Raw genomic sequence first — 15805 nt, 5'->3', positions numbered from 1 at the left:
GGTCAGGCCCGCGCGGCCTCGACGTCGATGATCGCCGGGCCCTCGGGCGTGACGCCCTCGGCCTGGTCGACGAGCGCGTCGTCGAGGTCGGCGAGGTACTTCTCCGCGTCGAGTGCCGCGACCGTGCCCGAACCGGCTGCCGTGATCGCCTGGCGGTAGGTCGGGTCGATGACGTCACCGGCGGCGAAGACACCCGGTAGGTTGGTCCGCGACGAGCGACCCTGGACCGCGATGGTGCCCTCGGGTGCGAGGTCGATCTGGCCGTGGATCAGGTGCGTGCGCGGGTCGTTGCCGATGGCGATGAACAGTCCGTCGAGCTGAAGTGAGGATTCTTCACCGGTGACCGTGTCGCGGAGCGTGACGCCCTCGACCGCGGAGTCACCCGTGATACCGGTGACCTCCTTGTTCCACGCGAACTCGATCTTCGGGTCGTTCATCGCGCGGTCCTGCATGATCTTCGAAGCGCGCAGGGAGTCCTTGCGATGGATGACCGTCACCTTGTCGGCGAAGCGGGTGAGGAACGTCGCTTCCTCCATCGCGGAGTCGCCGCCGCCGACGACCGCGATGTTCTTCTGTCGGAAGAAGAAGCCGTCGCAGGTCGCGCACCAGCTCACGCCGTGGCCGGACAGGCGCTCCTCGTCGGCGAGGCCGAGGTGGCGGTACGCCGAACCGGTCGCGTAGATGACCGCGAGGGCCTCGTACGTCTCACCGGAGCCGACGGTGACCTTCTTGACCTCGCCGGTCAGGTCGACCGAGACCGCGTCGTCGTACAGGACCTCGGCGCCGAACTTCTCGGCCTGTTCCTGCATCTTGATCATGAGGTCCGGGCCCTGGATCCCCTCGGGGAAGCCGGGGAAGTTCTCGACCTCGGTGGTCTTGGTGAGCTCGCCGCCGGTCTCGACGCTGGACGCGACGATCAGGGGCTTGAGCTCCGCGCGCGCGGCGTAGATGCCGGCGGTGAACCCGGCGGGACCGGAACCGATGATGATGAGCTGGCGCATGCCTCGCTGCCCTTCCGTTGAGTGCTGACCGGGTCAACACATGGTACCGGCGGGACATTCCGGCCCACCGGTGAGCGGACAGCCGGTGAGCGGACAGCCGGTGGGCGGACAGCCGGTGAGCGGACAGCCGGTGGGCGGACAGCCGGTGAGCGGACAGCCGGTGAGCGGACAGCCGGTGGGCGGACAGCCGCCGGTCAGCGTCCGAGTCGGCCGCGGAGGAGCTTGACCGCGTTCGCGATCTCGCCGTTCCTCGCGACGACCAGGACACCGAAGTACACGAGCGCCATGACGGCTCCGGTCAGTGCGATGGTGACGAGGGCGCCCGTCCGGTCGGACATGGCGAAGCCGTCTGCGGAGAACGCTCCGAAGAAGGTGACGACGACGACGCCAGCGGCGCCGGCGATGAGCGCGGCGATGATGAACTGCACGTGCGAACGGGTGACCACGGGCCCTTCGATCCCGGACAGGCGCTTGCGTACCAGGATGAGCGCGATGATCGTCTGCGCCGACCCGGCGAGGGTCGTGCAGGCGGCCACACCGATCCCGATGATCGATGAGGGGAGTGCCGTCACGGCAACAGCGCCGACGACGAAGAGCACGGACTGGACACACTGCATGAGGAACGGTGTCCGGTGGTCGTGGAGGGCCCAGAAGACGCGCTGGATGATGAAGAGCATGCTGAACAGCACGAGACCCGGCATGTAGGCGACCAGGACAGCGCCGACGGCGAGTGAGTCCTCGAACCGTCCCTCGTACATGCGCCCGAAGGGCACCGCGACGACCATCAGTGCCACCGTGGCGAAGACGGTGAAGAGGCCCACGATCCGCAGGGACAGCGAGAGGTTGCGACGGACCGCATCGAGGTCACCTGCGTCCGCGTCGTGACTCATCCGCGTGAAGTACGCGGTCGCGATCGACACGGTGACGATCGAGTGCGGGAGCATGAACAGTAGCCACGCGTTCGCGAGCACCGCGTTGCCGGGCCCGTCCGTGCCACCGAGCCACGCCACACGGGACTGGACGATCCCGGCGACCTGCGTGACGAGGATCATCGCGAAGAGCCACGCCGCGGCGGTCCCGGTCGCCTTGAGGCCGACGCCGCGCCAACGGAAGTCCGGCCGGAACGTCAGGCCAGCCCGCTTCCAGAAGAACGGCAGGAAGGCGGCCTGTGCGAGGACGCCGAGGGACGCGCTGCCCGCGAGGACGGCGATCTTCAACGGCGTCCACTCGCCGACGGAGCTGTTGTCGGTACCGAACATCGCGATGAACACGATCAGACCGGCGACCGCGATCACGTTGTTGAGCAGGGGCGCCCACGTGAAGGGACCGAAGACCTGCTTGGCGTTCAGGACCTCTCCCAGCAGGGAGTACATCGCGTAGAAGAGGATCTGGGGCATGCACCAGAAAGCGAACGCCACGGCGAGGTCGGTCGCTGCGCGGTCGAGGTTCTCCGAGGACGAGTTCGACGTGTAGAGCTGCACGAGCAGCGGTGCGATCGCAGTGGCGACCACCGCGATGCTGACGAAGACGGTCGCTCCGAGCGTGACGATCTTGTTGACGTAGGCGGCTCCGCCGTCGGCGTTCTGCCGCATCGATCGGACGATCTGCGGGATCAGCACCGCCGACAGCAGACCGCCTGCGATGAGCGCGTAGATGTTGTTCGGCAGCTGGTTCGCGACGGCGAACGCGTTCGCCGAGATCGACTGGTTCTGACCGATCGCGAAGGCCAGGACGAAGGTCTTGGCGAACCCGAGCACACGGGACGCCATCGTGCCCGCCGCGAGCATCGCACTCGCCCGACCGAGGTTCCGTTCGGCCGCGGGCTCCGCGTCGACGGCGGGTTGCTGCTGCGTGCTGATGGTCGGCTCCTCGGGGTCTGGCGTGGTGTCGTCCTGGTCCGGACGGCCGGCCTGGAGGCGCGGCTCGCCGCCGTCGTTCACCGTCGCGTCCGCAGGGCGCGTACCGGCCTGCTGCGGTGCGACGCGCGCGGGACCGGACGCGGCAGTGGTGCCGACCACGGCGGCGGCGGGTGCCGCCTGTGCGACGTGGGACGAGCCTCCCGACCGGGCAGGGGCGCCGGGGGCATCGGGCTGGACCGCGAGCGGACGGTTCGGGTCGTCGTCGTCCTCGTCGTCGAGCTCGCCGTTGCGGCGCCGGATGCGCTTGCGGATGCTGCGGAAGATCCCGAAGCCGAAGATCGCGACGAGACCGATCGCGGCCACGGCGGTGATGACCGTCTCCCACTGCGCCTGCACGTTCAGCTCGACCGTGGTGGGCTCCGACACGGTGACCCCGGTCGTCGTCGTCAGCGACATGGTCAGGCTGACCTTGCCGTTCGCGACCGAGCGGACCGGGATGGTCGTCCGGGTGGAGGACTGCGGCTGGAGCTTCACCTCGATGGCGTTGCGGACCACCTGCAGCGCCGAACTGGACGGCTGGACGTCCAGGAGCACCGTGATCGGGTACTCCGACCGGTTGCGCACCGACACGGGCAACGACGAACGGTCGCCGAGCAGGGTCAGCGAACTCGAGTCGGGGATGCTGACCTGGTCGGTGGTCTGCGTCCAGGTCCGGACCTGCTTGGCGACCGCGGTGGTGAGGGCGTCGGACTCGTCGCGCCAGGCGTTGGACGACAGCGCGAGGAGCCGCAGACGTGCGGGCGCGGTGACCAGCGTGGGGTCGTCCACGGCCGACGCGAAGGCGGTGAGGTCCTGCTCGCTCTCGACCAGTCGGCGCAGCTGGGCGAGGCGGTCCGAGCCGTCGTCCGCGGGCGCGAGCGTGAGGGAACCGGCGGTGGCCTGCGCCGCGGTCGACAGGTCCGACGGCGAGACCCAGGGCGTGTCCTCGAGTGCGTCGAGGGCGCTGCTCAGCATCGTGGAGTCGGTCGGCCACTCGCGGCCGAGGGTCAGGAGCACGGGGCTCTGGGCGCTGCCGGAGCGGGCTGCGGTGGCGAGGGTCGCGGTGAGCTCGGCCATCGCCGCGTCGTGGTCGGGCTGGTCGGTCGCGGTGGCCGCCTCGCGGAGCAGCGCCGACATGCCCTGGTCGGCGACGAGCACCTTCTGGTCGCCGATGCGCTCGGAGGCCGCGACGGTGGTGTCCGGGCCGGCCGAGGTGTTGCCGCTCGCGACGATCGTCGTCCCGGTGCCCGCCTTCGCGAGCGCCGGCAGGTCGTCCGCAGCGAGGGTGTCCTCGACCGGCCAGGCGACGTCGTCGAGCGCGTACGGGAAGTCCAGCAGGCTGGCGGTGGTCGGCAGCGTGGTGGTCGCGCCGTCGGCGCCGTCCTGTGCCGTCCCGTCCTGGCCCGTCGCGTCCTGGCCGGGCACGTCCTGGCCTGCGTCGTCCTGGGTACCGGCGGTCGCGTCGTCCGACGGGGACGACGTCGCGTCCGGCGTCTCGTCCGGTGCGGCACCGGCGGTGGCCGTCGCCGTCCCGGTGTCGGGGGTCGTCGGGGTCGGGGTCGGCGTGCTGGCACCCGGGAAGTTCTGCTCGCGGACCTCCTGGTCGAGGGAGATCACGCCAGGGATGCCGTCCGCACCTGCCTGTCGGAGCCCGGTGACGTCGGCGTCGGCCCAGGGCAGCGCGAAGGTCTCGTTCCGGAGCCCCTCGAGCCGGTCGAGCCAGGTGCGGGCGCTCGAGGGGGCGTTCTCGCCCAGCAGCCGGATCGAGGCGATGATCCGCGGGTCGACGCCGAGGGCGACGTTGTGGTCGGCGGCGGCGTCGAGCTGCTGCGTGAGGGTGCCGTCCACCGCGGTCGCCGCGGCGAGGTCGGCGGCGCTGATCACGCCGTCGGCGGTGGCGGGGAGGGTGATCGGCATCGCGACCGAGACGCCGACCGGGGTCTGCTGGAAGTCCGGGTACCAGGTGATCGCGGACCGGGCGACCGCGGAGGTGTCGTCCGCGGTGTACTCGGCGGCGATGCGTCGGGCGCCGAACGAGGAGTACCCGCCGAGGGCGACGTTGCCGGGCGCGATCGTCACCGTCTGCGTCACCGATCGGTGCGCCGGGACCGCCGGGACGTCCGCGGAGTCCATCGGGGCGCCGAGGTAACCGGTCGTGCTGGTGTCGGCGAGCCAGTCGGAGAGGACGTCCCGCGTGCTCTCGGAGCGGAAGATGTCGAGCTCGACCGACCCCTCCGGGACCTCGGTGTCGGTGTCGTTCGTCACCGTCACGGTGAGCTGGAGCTCCTGGTCGCGCCGGACGATCCCGCGGTTCGCGGGGGCGATCGAGAGCGAGGTCTTCCCCCGGTCGGCAGCGGCCGGCGCCGCGGTGCGGGTCGTCGTGCGGTCGGCGGTAGCGGCGTGCACAGCGGCGTGCGCGGCCTCTGGGCCGGCGGGCGTGACGACGAGGCCGATGGCGACGAGGGCCGTGGCTGCGGCGGCGAGCGTGGAGCGGAGGATGTGCATACAGGAGGGCCCGAGGGTCGGTTCCGGCCGAGCACGAGTGTACGAGGGCGCGCACGGGACGAACCCGTGCGCGCTCGGTCTGTGCAGAACTCGCGGAGGGTCTGGGAAGATGGGGGCCGTCATGCAGTCCGTTGCCCAGGCCGTCGAACGACTCGACGCACTCGCCGCCACCGAGCCCGTCGCCACCCTCGCTCGGGCCTTCGCCGACGCCGGACACGAGCTGGCCCTGGTCGGCGGACCCGTCCGCGACGCGTTCCTCGGCCGTGCGGTCACCGACCTCGACTTCACGACCGACGCCCGCCCCGACGACGTCCTGCGCATCGTCGAGCCGATCGCGAGCGCCACGTGGGACGTCGGCCGGCAGTTCGGCACCATCGCCGCCCGGGTCGCCGGCGAGCAGGTCGAGATCACGACCTACCGCAGCGACGTCTACGACGGCGAGACCCGCAAGCCCGAGGTGGCGTTCGGCGACACCATCGAGGACGACCTGCTCCGCCGCGACTTCACGGTGAACGCCATGGCGCTCCGACTCCCCCAGCGCGAGCTCGTCGACGTGCACGGCGGGGTCGAGGACCTGCTCGCCGGACGACTGCACACCCCGCAGGCGGCTCCCGTCTCGTTCCGCGACGACCCCCTGCGGATGATGCGTGCCGCACGCTTCACCGCGCAGCTCGGCTTCACCGTGTCCGACGAGGTCCGTGGCGCGATGACGGACCTCGCCGACTCGATCGACATCGTGTCGGCCGAGCGGGTGCGGGACGAGCTCGTGAAGCTGCTGAACACGTCCGAGCCGGTCCCCGGCATCCGCCTGCTCGTGGACACCGGGCTCGCCGAGCGCTTCCTGCCCGAGCTCCCCGCGATGCGGCTGGAGATCGACGAGCACCACCACCACAAGGACGTCTACGAGCACTCGCTGACGGTGCTGTCCCAGGCGATCGGGTACGAGGCCGAGCGCCACCCGGGCGAGGCACCCGACACCGTGCTCCGGCTCGCGGCGCTGCTGCACGACATCGGCAAGCCGGCGACCCGGAAGCTCGAGCCCGGCGGTGCCGTGAGCTTCCACCACCACGACCTGGTCGGCGCGAAGCTCGCGAAGAAGCGGCTGCGGGCGCTGCGGTTCGACAACGACACCATCGCCGCGGTGTCCCGCCTGATCGAACTGCACCTGCGGTTCTTCGGCTACACCGAGGGCGCCTGGACCGACTCCGCCGTCCGCCGCTACGTCCGCGACGCCGGTCCGCTGCTCGAGCGTCTGCACGAGCTCACCCGTTCGGACGTCACGACGCGGAACCGCCGCAAGGCCGACCGCCTCGGCTTCGCCTACGACGACCTCGAGGACCGCATCGCGGCGCTGGCCGACCAGGAAGAGCTCGACGCGATCCGTCCCGACCTGACGGGCGACGACATCATGCGCATCCTCGACATCCCGCCGGGGCGTGCCGTGGGTGAGGCGTACCGGCACCTGCTCGAGGTGCGGATGGACGAGGGTCCCCTCGGCGCGGACGAGGCCGAGGCTCGCCTGCGCGCCTGGTGGGCCGAGCGCGAGTCGACGGCCTGAACCGGCCGCGACCGCCGGATCGAACGCGACCGCCTGGCGGGCCGGAGCCGCTCTGCACAGCCGGTGGCGCGCCTCCAGGCCGTGAGCTAGGCTAGCGGGGTTGTCCGCGCGCTCCTGCGCGACCGGACACATGCATCAACCCTCCTGCTCCGGGAACCGCCCGGAGCCGCCGAGACCAAAGGAGGTGGGTTCCGCATGCACCAGTACGAACTGATGGCGATCCTCGACCCCGAGATCGACGAGCGCACCGTCGCTCCCAGCCTGGACAAGTTCCTCGCGGTCATCCGCAACGACGGTGGCACCGTCGACAACGTGGACGTCTGGGGCCGTCGTCGCCTGGCCTACGAGATCGCGAAGAAGTCCGAGGGCATCTACGCCGTCGTCGACTTCACCTCGACCCCCGAGGCCGCCAAGGAGCTCGACCGTCAGCTCGGTCTCTCCGAGGCCGTGCTCCGCACGAAGGTCCTCCGCGCCGAAGAGGCGATCGCCCAGGTCGCCGCGCAGAAGCAGCGCGACGAGGCCCGCGCGGCCCGCAAGGCCGCGAACGCGACCGCGAGCGCCGAGTAGGTCATGGCCGGCGAAACCGTCATCACGGTGGTGGGCAACCTCACCGCGGATCCCGAGCTGCGCTACACGCAGAACGGGCTCGCGGTGGCGAACTTCACCATCGCATCCACCCCTCGCACGTTCGACCGTCAGGCGAACGAGTGGAAGGACGGCGACGCGCTGTTCCTCCGTGCGAGCGTGTGGCGCGAGTTCGCCGAGCACGTGGCGGGCTCGCTGACGAAGGGCTCGCGCGTGATCGCGCAGGGTCGTCTGCGTCAGCGCTCCTACCAGGACCGTGAGGGCCAGCAGCGCACGAGCATCGAGCTCGAGGTCGACGAGATCGGCCCGTCGCTCCGCTACGCGACCGCACAGGTCACCCGTGCTGCGGGTGGCTCCGGCGGCGGTCGTGGCCAGGTCGGGGGCGGCAACGCTTCCGGTGGCGGCCAGGGCGGGAACGGCGGCGGCTGGAACGGCAACAGCAACGGCGGTGGTCAGTCGGACGCACCGTGGTCGCCCCAGGGCGGCCAGCAGGGCGGCAACGCACAGTCGAACGACGTGTGGAGCCAGCCCGGCGGTTCGTACGACGACGAGACCCCGTTCTGATCCTCAGCGGTCTGACGGACACACAACTTCTTCTTCTCTAAGGACAAACAATGGCTGGAAAGAGCACCGGCGACCGCCGGAAGCCTCGCGGCAAGGGCGGCAAGAACGCCGCTCCCGCGAAGTCGATCAAGGTCGGCGTCATCGACTACAAGGACGTCGCGACCCTTCGCAAGTTCATCTCGGAGCGTGGCAAGATCCGCGCCCGTCGCATCACCGGCGTCTCCGTCCAGGAGCAGCGCCTCATCGCCCGTGCCGTGAAGAACGCCCGTGAGATGGCGCTCCTCCCCTACGCCGGCTCCGGCCGCTGATCGGAGGACTTCCCATGTCGAAGCTCATCCTCACCCACGAGGTCTCCGGCCTCGGTTCCGCCGGTGACGTCGTCGACGTCAAGAACGGCTACGCCCGCAACTACCTCATCCCCCAGGGCTTCGCTGTCGCGTGGTCCAAGGGCGGCGAGAAGCAGGTCGAGTCGATCCGTGCGGCCCGTGCCGCTCGCGAGCTCGCCACCATCGAAGAGGCCCAGGACCTCAAGATGAAGCTCGAGAACGCGACCATCAAGCTGACCGTGAAGGCCGGCAAGGACGGTCGTCTCTTCGGCTCCGTCCGTCCGGGCGACGTCGCCGACGCCGTCCAGGCGCAGGGCGTCGGGTCGCTGGACAAGCGCAAGGTCGAGGTCCCCGCGACCATCAAGACCGTCGGTGACCACGAGGCCACCGTGCGTCTGCGCGAGGACATCACCGCAGTGATCTCCCTGCAGGTCGTCGCCGCCAAGTAAGCAGCGTCACCACCGTCGAAGGGCGGGTCTCCTCCGGGAGGCCCGCCCTTCGTCGTGTGCGCGGGGTCACCCCCGTCGGACGGTCGGCCGTGCACGGCGCGTTCATCGCCCTCTCGTGCTGCGGAACTCCAGGTGAACAGCCCTCGAACACCCCCGTTCGGGGGCATCCGCGCCGGTACCGTCGTCTCGGCTTCCGGTACCGGAGGCGAACGACATCGAGACCAGGAGCACGACATGCCCAACTTGAACGTCACCTACGGCGAGATGCAGGACGCCGCGACCCGACTCGTGAACGGTGAGCAGGACATCACCTCGAAGCTGCGGGAGCTGAAGTCCCTGGTGGACTCGCTGATCTCCGGCGGCTACGTGACGGACCAGTCGTCGGTCGCGTTCGGGAGCTCGTACCAGGAGTTCAACGACGGTGCGACGAAGACCATCGAGGGTCTCGAGGGCATGTCGATGTACCTGAACAAGGCGGCCGAGGCGCTGCAGCAGACCGACCAGGAACTCGCGAACGCCATCAAGTAGCGCGGGGCACCGGGCGGTCGACCACAGACCGCTCCGGACGACGGGCGGCCCACTGACGGGCCGCCCGTCCCACCTTCCACCGGCACACCGGCACGGGCAGCGATCGGGAGCACCCATGGCAGACCTCATCATCACCAAGGCCGTCCTCGAGGACTCGGCCACGAAGCTCCAGCACATCTCCGACGAGCTGGAGCACCAGAAGTCCGACGACCGTGCCCTGACCGCGGTCTACGGCCAGCACGACGTGCAGCGGGCGATGCACGACTTCTCCGGCGACTGGAAGATCCACCGCGGCAAGATGACGGGCGCGGTGAAGGACCTGCACGACAAGATGCAGAAGTCTGTCGAGAACTGGTCGGCGCTCGAGCACGACCTGGCGGAGAAGCTCACGACCGAACGCACGGACACGGGCCACACCGACGGGACGGCCGCCTGATGCCCGCCCGCGGAGGGAACTGGTCGCTCGTCGGCGAGGCCTCGGACCCGATCGTCGCGGACACGCAGGTGGTCCACGAGCTGGTCGACTACTACCGGTCGATCGCCGACGAGATCCGCAGCGAGGCGGACGTCCTGAAGCGCATCGGCGAGGGCGACGAGTCGCAGTTCAAGGGCGAGTCCGCCGACGCCGTCCGGAAGAAGAGCGGCGAGGTCGCTGCTTCGCTGCAGAAGATGTCCGGCCGCTACGACGCGATCCGGGACGCCCTGACCGGGTACCTGCCGTCGCTCGAGACCGCGCTCGACGAGTCCGCCGCAGCGTTGCGTGAGGCCGAGGACGCGTCGGCAGCCGGGTCGCGGGCCGCGAGCATGGTCGACCCGTCGCAGGGTCGGGCGCAGGACGCCCCGCCCATGACCGCGGACGAGCAGGGGGCGGTCGACGCGAAGCACCGCGCGACCGAGGACGCACGGGCGGGAGCGGACGCGGCGACCGCGAAGCTGCGACGCGCCGTCGACACCCTGAACGGTGCCGGCCGCCAGGCAGCGTCGACGATCCGCGCGGCCTGGGACGACGGCCTGCACGACACCCTCGGCGACAAGATCAAGGCGTTCTTTTCGAAGCTGCTCAAGATCCTGGTCAAGATCTTCACCTACATCGGCATCGCCCTGGCCGCGCTGGCCATCCTGATCCCCGGCGTGGGGATCCTGACCTTCATGGCGGCCGTGGCGGCGTCCGTGACCCTCGTCGCCAACATCGCGCTCGCGAGCATGGGCGAGGGCTCCTGGCTCGACGTGATCACCTCGGCGGTCGGTCTGGTGCTCGTCGGCGTCGGTGGAGCCCTGACGAAGGCGGTCTCGACGCTGAAGACCGCCGGGCTCGCGAAGGGGTTCGCCGGCTTCCAGAAGACGTCGCTGGACAAGATCAGGAACCTGCAGGACCTGCGCTCCGTGCAGATCACGAAGGCACTCGGCGCCCGTACGGGAAGCGAGTACTCCGCGGCACGGTCCGAGATGCGGGAACTCAGTGGGCAGATCGCGACGGTGAAGCAGACCTTCACGGCCGCGAGGACGAAGAACGTGCTCGACGGCTTCAAGGAGAAGCCGAACTGGTGGCGGCCGAGCCGGGCGCTCTGGAACGAGGACAAGGCGAAGGTGCTCGACGTCTTCGGCAAGGACGGCAAGGGCTGGCAGTGGGAGCGCCTGTTCAGTGTCGACCGGCAGTTCGAGATGACGAAGATGCAGAAGGAGATGTGGTCGAAGTACGGCGTGCCGATCGCCGCGTCGCCGACGTGGCACTCGTGGGCCGCTGGAGGTCGCGTCGTGGCCAGCTGGGCGAACACGTTCGTCTACGGCCAGGGCATCAAGCCGACCGGCTGGGGCAGTGACCAGGAGCGTGTCCCGGGCTGGAAGGACGCGAACGCGGCGCTCACCACGGGCTGATCGCGCCGGAGCCTGTCCGGCTTCCGGGGGACAACGGACCGCTTCCCGAAGCGCGACACGCCGATACTCGCAAGTCTCGACACGGCGGTGGCATGTGAATACCGCTCGGTACCGAGCCCGATACGACGGCGATGTACTGGAATGTGCACATCACTGTGCACGCCCCCGGGTGGACCGCGTCGAGAAATGTACCCCCCGAGATGGTTCCGCTCTGGAATAACGTTCCCGGTGTCCCTCGACCGGGGGGCGCGACGAACGACAGGAGCAGGCCATGCCCAACTTGAACGTGACCTACGGCGAGATGCAGGACGCCGCGACCCGACTCGTGAACGGTGAGCAGGACATCACCTCGAAGCTGCGGGAGCTGAAGTCCCTGGTGGACTCGCTGATCTCCGGCGGCTACGTGACGGACCAGTCGTCGGTCGCGTTCGGGAGCTCGTACCAGGAGTTCAACGACGGTGCGACGAAGACCATCGAGGGTCTCGAGGGCATGTCGATGTACCTGAACAAGGCGGCCGAGGCGCTGCAGCAGACCGACCAGGAACTCGCGAACGCCATCAAGTAGCGCGCTCCCCGCGCCCCGGTCGACGCTGCCGTCAGCGATGTCGGCCGGGGCGCGTCCCGTTCTCGTCCCGTTCCCTCGGAGGTACCCGTGTCCGATCTCGTGATCAGCCAGGAGCTCAGCGACAGCGCCGCGAAGGTGCACGCCATCAACGACGAGCTCGAACACCAGAAGTCCGACGACGACCAGTACCACGGCGTCTTCGGCGAGTCCCACCTGCAGGACGCCTTCTCGCACTTCAGCAAGGACTGGAAGCTCCACCGCGAGAAGATCCGCAAGAACGTCGACAAGCTCGACAAGAACCTGCAGAACTCGGTCGAGACGTGGCGCGACCTGCAGCAGCAGCTGACCGACGGCCTGCAGTCGCACGAGGAGTCCGCCTGATGGCCGGCCGCGCAGGCGACTGGGCCGCGCTCGACGAGCCGGGTGACCCGATCACGACGCAGCCGGCGAAGGTGCTCGAGCTCGCGGCGTACTACCGGGACATGGCGGAGTCGATGGAGACCACCGCCGCGACGCTCGAGAAGGTCGGCAGCGGCGACGAGTCCGTCGGCAAGGGTGAGGCCGTCGATGCCGTCCGCAAGCGGGCGAAGGACGTCGCCGGCTCCCTGAAGCAGATGACCGGACGCTACCGGTCGGCGGGCGAGGCCCTGACCGGCTTCGCCGCCGCGGTCGGCGACGAGAGCGACCGCTCGGCGGGCACCGTCATGGGGACCTCGTGGCAGGCGCTGCAGGACGCGATCGACGCGAAGGGCGACCTCGGTTCGGACCAGGGACTCGCCGACCCCGTCGCCGATGCGAAGGCGGGCGGGAAGGAGCCGACGCCGGAGGACACCGCGGACAGCCAGAAGCGCGCCGACCGGATCTCCGGTGCCGAGGGCGCGGTCGCGGCGGCGAAGCGGAAGCTGCAGGACGCCCGCGACCAGCTGAGCGCCGCGGGTCGGACGGCCGCGAGCACCATGCGGGACGGCTGGCACGACGGCCTGCACGACTCCGGTTGGTACAAGTTCATCCACATGCTCATCAAGATCCTGACCATCATCGGGATCGTCCTGGCCGTCTTCGCCTTCCTGATCCCGGGCCTCGGCATCGGCGCCATCCTCGGAGCCATCTCCGCGGGGATGACCCTGATCGCGCAGGCGGCGACCTTCGCGATGGGCGAGGGCAACGTCTTCGACCTCGTCATGGCCGTCGTCGGCGTGCTGACGCTCGGACTCGGCACCGCGATCACGAAGGTCACCTCGACCGCAGTCAGCAACGGCATCAAGGCGACCAAGGGCGCGATGACCACGAAGTTCGACAAGGCGCTCGGGACGGCGAAGGCCGAGGTCACCGCGCGGAAGGCCGACCTGGAGGCCGTGAAGACGTCGCTCACGGCCGCTCGTGCGCGCAAGGCAGCAGCGACCACCGCGGCGGGCCGGAACGCCGGCCGACGCGAGATCGTCACGCTCCGGAACGAACGGGACACGCTCGCACAGGTGCTCCACGGCGCGAAGCGGAACCTCGAACGGACGAAGGTCGAGTCCATCGGGACGAAGGCCGACTTCGCGGCGAAGTTCTCCGACAACCCGAACTGGTGGAACGTCGCGAAGATCCACAAGGTCGTCGCGAACGACGCGAAGCTCGTCAAGAAGCAGTTCTGGACCGAGGTCGGCACCCGCGGTGGGCTCAAGGACTGGGGCGAGCGTTTGGGTGGCGTCGACTTCCAGTTCACCCGCGACCGCTTGAGTGACTTCGAGAAGCTGAACCGCCTCCGGTCGGGCGTCACCGCGGCGCCCTGGTACCACGCCGGCGCGAACGGCTTCATGAGCGCCTGGGGCAAGGGCAACGCGATCGCCGGCCTGGTGATCGGCCCGATCGGCATCGGCGCCGACCAGGAGCGGCCGTGGACCGAGTGGGTGGCGGAGCACAAGCACCCCGTCACCGACCTGCCGACCGTCCCCGCCGCCCAGCGCTGACCCCCGCTGCACCCCCGAGAGGACCACCGTGACCACCGCCACCGTCTCGTCGAGCATCACCACCGACGGCGCCACCTGGCTCCTCGTGCCGCACCCGGACGAGGTCGACACCGCCTGGCGTGCCGAGACGCTCGAGCTGTTCGACGCGGTCGTCCGGCTCGACGACGAGCGTCCGGAGCACCGGACGGACGAGCGACTCGACACCGTCGCGGCACTCGACACCCTGCTGGCGTTCCGCGCCGGTCTCGGGCCGGGCCAGTGGCTCGTCGCCTCGCTCGCGGTGCCGGGGAACTGGCCGCTGCCCGTCGTGGTCACCGTCGGGCTCGCCGAGGGCGGCACCACCGAGCTGCTCGAGCTGGCCGGAGCGACCGGTGGCCTGCCGGTCGAGCCGCCGTCGGTCGACGAGCTCCCGGGGCACGTCGGGGGCGAGGGGCCCGTCGTCACCCGCTACGACCTCGACGAGGACGGCGCGATCTGGGCGAGCGTCACGGCCGTCCGCCGGGCCGACGGCGTCGACACGCACGTGCTCTGGCGGACGACGGACCTCGGGCTCGTCCCGGTCTTCGCACCGCTCGTCGTCGACCTGCTCGCCACCGTGGAGAACGAGGTGCACGCATGACCGCTCCGACCGCGTCGTTCCTGGTCGTCGTCCCGCCCGGGTGGGCACGCCTGCCCGCCGGCGAGGACCAGCGCGGGGAACTCGGCGAGATCGTCCGCACCGTGATCGCCCGGGCGCTGCCGGACGACCTGCCGCGGGACCGCGCGGAACCCCTGCGACAGGAGATGCGGAAGCGCCTGCTGCGCGCCGTGGTCGAGGCCGGGGACAGCGGCGCGACCGCGGTGTACATGCCGGTCCAGCCCGTCGACGGCTACACGCCCCCGGTGTCGATCATCGAGTCCGAGGTGGACGACGACTCCGAGGAGGCCCCCGAGCAGGTCGTCGCGCAGCTTCTCGCCGAAGCCCTGCCGACCCGGCTCGACCCCGACGACACGGGGCTGCGCGAGGTCGACGGCGGCACCGCCGCACGCACCGAGCAGACGGTCCGGCGCGCGGACGTCGCAGCCGAGCTCCCGGAGGTCGGCGCGGACCTGCCCGTCGTCGACGACCGCCAGGTCACGTACTCGATCCCCGTCCCGCACCGTCCGGGTCGGTGGGTGCTCATGTCGTTCTCGGCGATCAGCCGCAGCGACCCGGCGGACCCCGAGGCCGCCGAGCAGCTCACCGACGCACTGGTGATGCTCTTCGACGCCGTCATGACCACCTTCCGCTGGACGGACGTGCCCGGCACCGAGCCGACCGCACTCGAGCGCCGGATCTCCCAGATCGCCGAGGCCCGCGCATGACCTGGTCGTTCCTCGCCCCCGAGTCGCACCTGCTGCTCACGATGTCGGTCGTCGTGCTCCTGGGAGCGCTGGCCGTCGTGGTGCCGACCCTCGTCGCGCTGCGCCGCCGGACCTCGACCGACGCCCTCGTCTGGGCCGACCAGGTCCGCCGGGACCCGGCCGCCGCCTGGGCCGTCGACCGGGTGCTCCGCGGCATCGAGGCCTCGTGCGCCGGGGCGGGCGTGCTGTTCCCCGGAGCGGTGCGGATCACGGTCGGGGCAACCGTGCGGATCGACGTCGCCTCGCCGACGATCGCGCCGCCGGCACCGTGGACCGCCACGCCGGACGGTCGGACCTGGTCGGCGCCGATGTGGGCGCTGCAGACGGTCCCGCTCGTCGGCGGAGCCCCGGCCGAGTTCGCCACGGCGGTGTCGCTCGGGACCCGCCAGGACGAGACGGTCGTGGTCGACCTTCGCCGGGTGGGCGGGATCGTCGCGCTGCGCGGGGAGGGTGCCGCCCGACAGGCGCTGCTCGTCCGGCTCGTCGAGCAGCTCGCGACCGCACCGTGGGCCGTCGGCACCAGCGTGCTCGAGGTCGGCTCGCCGGTCGGGGTGGGCACGCCCGTGACGGTGCACGAGGCGGTCGCGGCGGTGACGGCCGACGCGACCCCGGA

General features: G+C 70.5%; 16 protein-coding genes. 14 read left to right on the top strand and 2 right to left on the bottom strand.

Translation table 11 applies throughout. The features are described 5' to 3' along the window. Nucleotides 1-2 precede the first annotated feature (2 nt). Together trxB and D8M35_RS00075 are read right to left on the bottom strand one after the other, a co-directional pair. Nucleotides 3-1001 carry a thioredoxin-disulfide reductase gene (gene trxB / locus D8M35_RS00080; protein ID WP_126889963.1) on the bottom strand — a complete coding sequence of 333 codons (999 nt, stop codon included), beginning with the start codon at nucleotides 999-1001 and terminating at the stop codon, nucleotides 3-5. A 194-nt stretch (nucleotides 1002-1195) separates the two neighbouring features. After that, nucleotides 1196-5404 carry a DUF6049 family protein gene (locus D8M35_RS00075; protein ID WP_126889962.1) on the bottom strand — a complete coding sequence of 1403 codons (4209 nt, stop codon included), beginning with the start codon at nucleotides 5402-5404 and terminating at the stop codon, nucleotides 1196-1198. A 121-nt stretch (nucleotides 5405-5525) separates the two neighbouring features. Between D8M35_RS00075 and D8M35_RS00070 the strand changes: the two genes are divergently transcribed. The 14 genes from D8M35_RS00070 to D8M35_RS00005 all read left to right on the top strand — a co-directional run. Continuing rightward, the gene (locus D8M35_RS00070; RefSeq protein ID WP_126890057.1) at nucleotides 5526-6962 is read left to right on the top strand and encodes a CCA tRNA nucleotidyltransferase; all 1437 of its coding nucleotides are present in this window, start codon (nucleotides 5526-5528) and stop codon (nucleotides 6960-6962) included. A 195-nt stretch (nucleotides 6963-7157) separates the two neighbouring features. Then, complete coding sequence (gene rpsF / locus D8M35_RS00065; RefSeq protein WP_058728349.1) at nucleotides 7158-7529, top strand: 30S ribosomal protein S6; 372 nt, start codon at nucleotides 7158-7160, stop codon at nucleotides 7527-7529. A gap of 3 nt (nucleotides 7530-7532) precedes the next feature. Then, nucleotides 7533-8111, top strand: a complete 579-nt coding sequence (locus D8M35_RS00060; protein ID WP_126889961.1) for a single-stranded DNA-binding protein — start codon at nucleotides 7533-7535, stop codon at nucleotides 8109-8111. Nucleotides 8112-8161: 50 nt separating this feature from the next. After that, nucleotides 8162-8419: a 30S ribosomal protein S18 gene (rpsR, locus tag D8M35_RS00055; protein WP_017887834.1), complete on the top strand. Its 258-nt coding sequence runs from the start codon at nucleotides 8162-8164 to the stop codon at nucleotides 8417-8419. Between the two features lie 14 nt (nucleotides 8420-8433). Next, the gene (gene rplI, locus D8M35_RS00050) at nucleotides 8434-8886 is read left to right on the top strand and encodes a 50S ribosomal protein L9 (RefSeq protein ID WP_069712629.1); all 453 of its coding nucleotides are present in this window, start codon (nucleotides 8434-8436) and stop codon (nucleotides 8884-8886) included. Between the two features lie 234 nt (nucleotides 8887-9120). Next, nucleotides 9121-9414 (top strand): WXG100 family type VII secretion target, encoded by a 294-nt coding sequence (locus D8M35_RS00045; protein WP_126889958.1) that lies wholly within the window; start codon nucleotides 9121-9123, stop codon nucleotides 9412-9414. Nucleotides 9415-9529: 115 nt separating this feature from the next. Then, a complete protein-coding gene (locus D8M35_RS00040) occupies nucleotides 9530-9850 on the top strand; it encodes a hypothetical protein (protein WP_126889960.1) in 321 nt (106 codons plus the stop codon). Beyond that, nucleotides 9850-11289, top strand: coding sequence for a hypothetical protein (locus D8M35_RS00035; RefSeq protein ID WP_126889959.1), 1440 nt, complete (start codon nucleotides 9850-9852; stop codon nucleotides 11287-11289). The genes D8M35_RS00040 and D8M35_RS00035 overlap by 1 nt, the downstream gene beginning before the upstream one ends. A 271-nt stretch (nucleotides 11290-11560) precedes the next feature. Next, nucleotides 11561-11854, top strand: a complete 294-nt coding sequence (locus D8M35_RS00030) for a WXG100 family type VII secretion target (protein ID WP_126889958.1) — start codon at nucleotides 11561-11563, stop codon at nucleotides 11852-11854. 87 nt (nucleotides 11855-11941) lie between these two features. Beyond that, a complete protein-coding gene (locus D8M35_RS00025) occupies nucleotides 11942-12235 on the top strand; it encodes a hypothetical protein (RefSeq protein ID WP_058748770.1) in 294 nt (97 codons plus the stop codon). Then, nucleotides 12235-13809, top strand: a complete 1575-nt coding sequence (locus tag D8M35_RS00020) for a hypothetical protein (protein ID WP_126889957.1) — start codon at nucleotides 12235-12237, stop codon at nucleotides 13807-13809. Before D8M35_RS00025 ends, D8M35_RS00020 begins: the two co-directional genes overlap by 1 nt. Before the next feature lie 28 nt (nucleotides 13810-13837). Beyond that, nucleotides 13838-14428, top strand: coding sequence for a hypothetical protein (locus D8M35_RS00015; RefSeq protein ID WP_126889956.1), 591 nt, complete (start codon nucleotides 13838-13840; stop codon nucleotides 14426-14428). After that, nucleotides 14425-15153 carry a hypothetical protein gene (locus tag D8M35_RS00010; RefSeq protein ID WP_126889955.1) on the top strand — a complete coding sequence of 243 codons (729 nt, stop codon included), beginning with the start codon at nucleotides 14425-14427 and terminating at the stop codon, nucleotides 15151-15153. The genes D8M35_RS00015 and D8M35_RS00010 overlap by 4 nt, the downstream gene beginning before the upstream one ends. Continuing rightward, the coding region (locus D8M35_RS00005) for a hypothetical protein (RefSeq protein ID WP_148113322.1) at nucleotides 15150-15805 on the top strand (656 nt) is incomplete at its 3' end. The genes D8M35_RS00010 and D8M35_RS00005, both read left to right, overlap by 4 nt.

The organism is Curtobacterium sp. HSID17257, assembly GCF_003989515.1.
GTDB lineage: Bacteria > Actinomycetota > Actinomycetes > Actinomycetales > Microbacteriaceae > Curtobacterium.
This window is presented reverse-complemented; position numbering and strand designations above follow the sequence as displayed.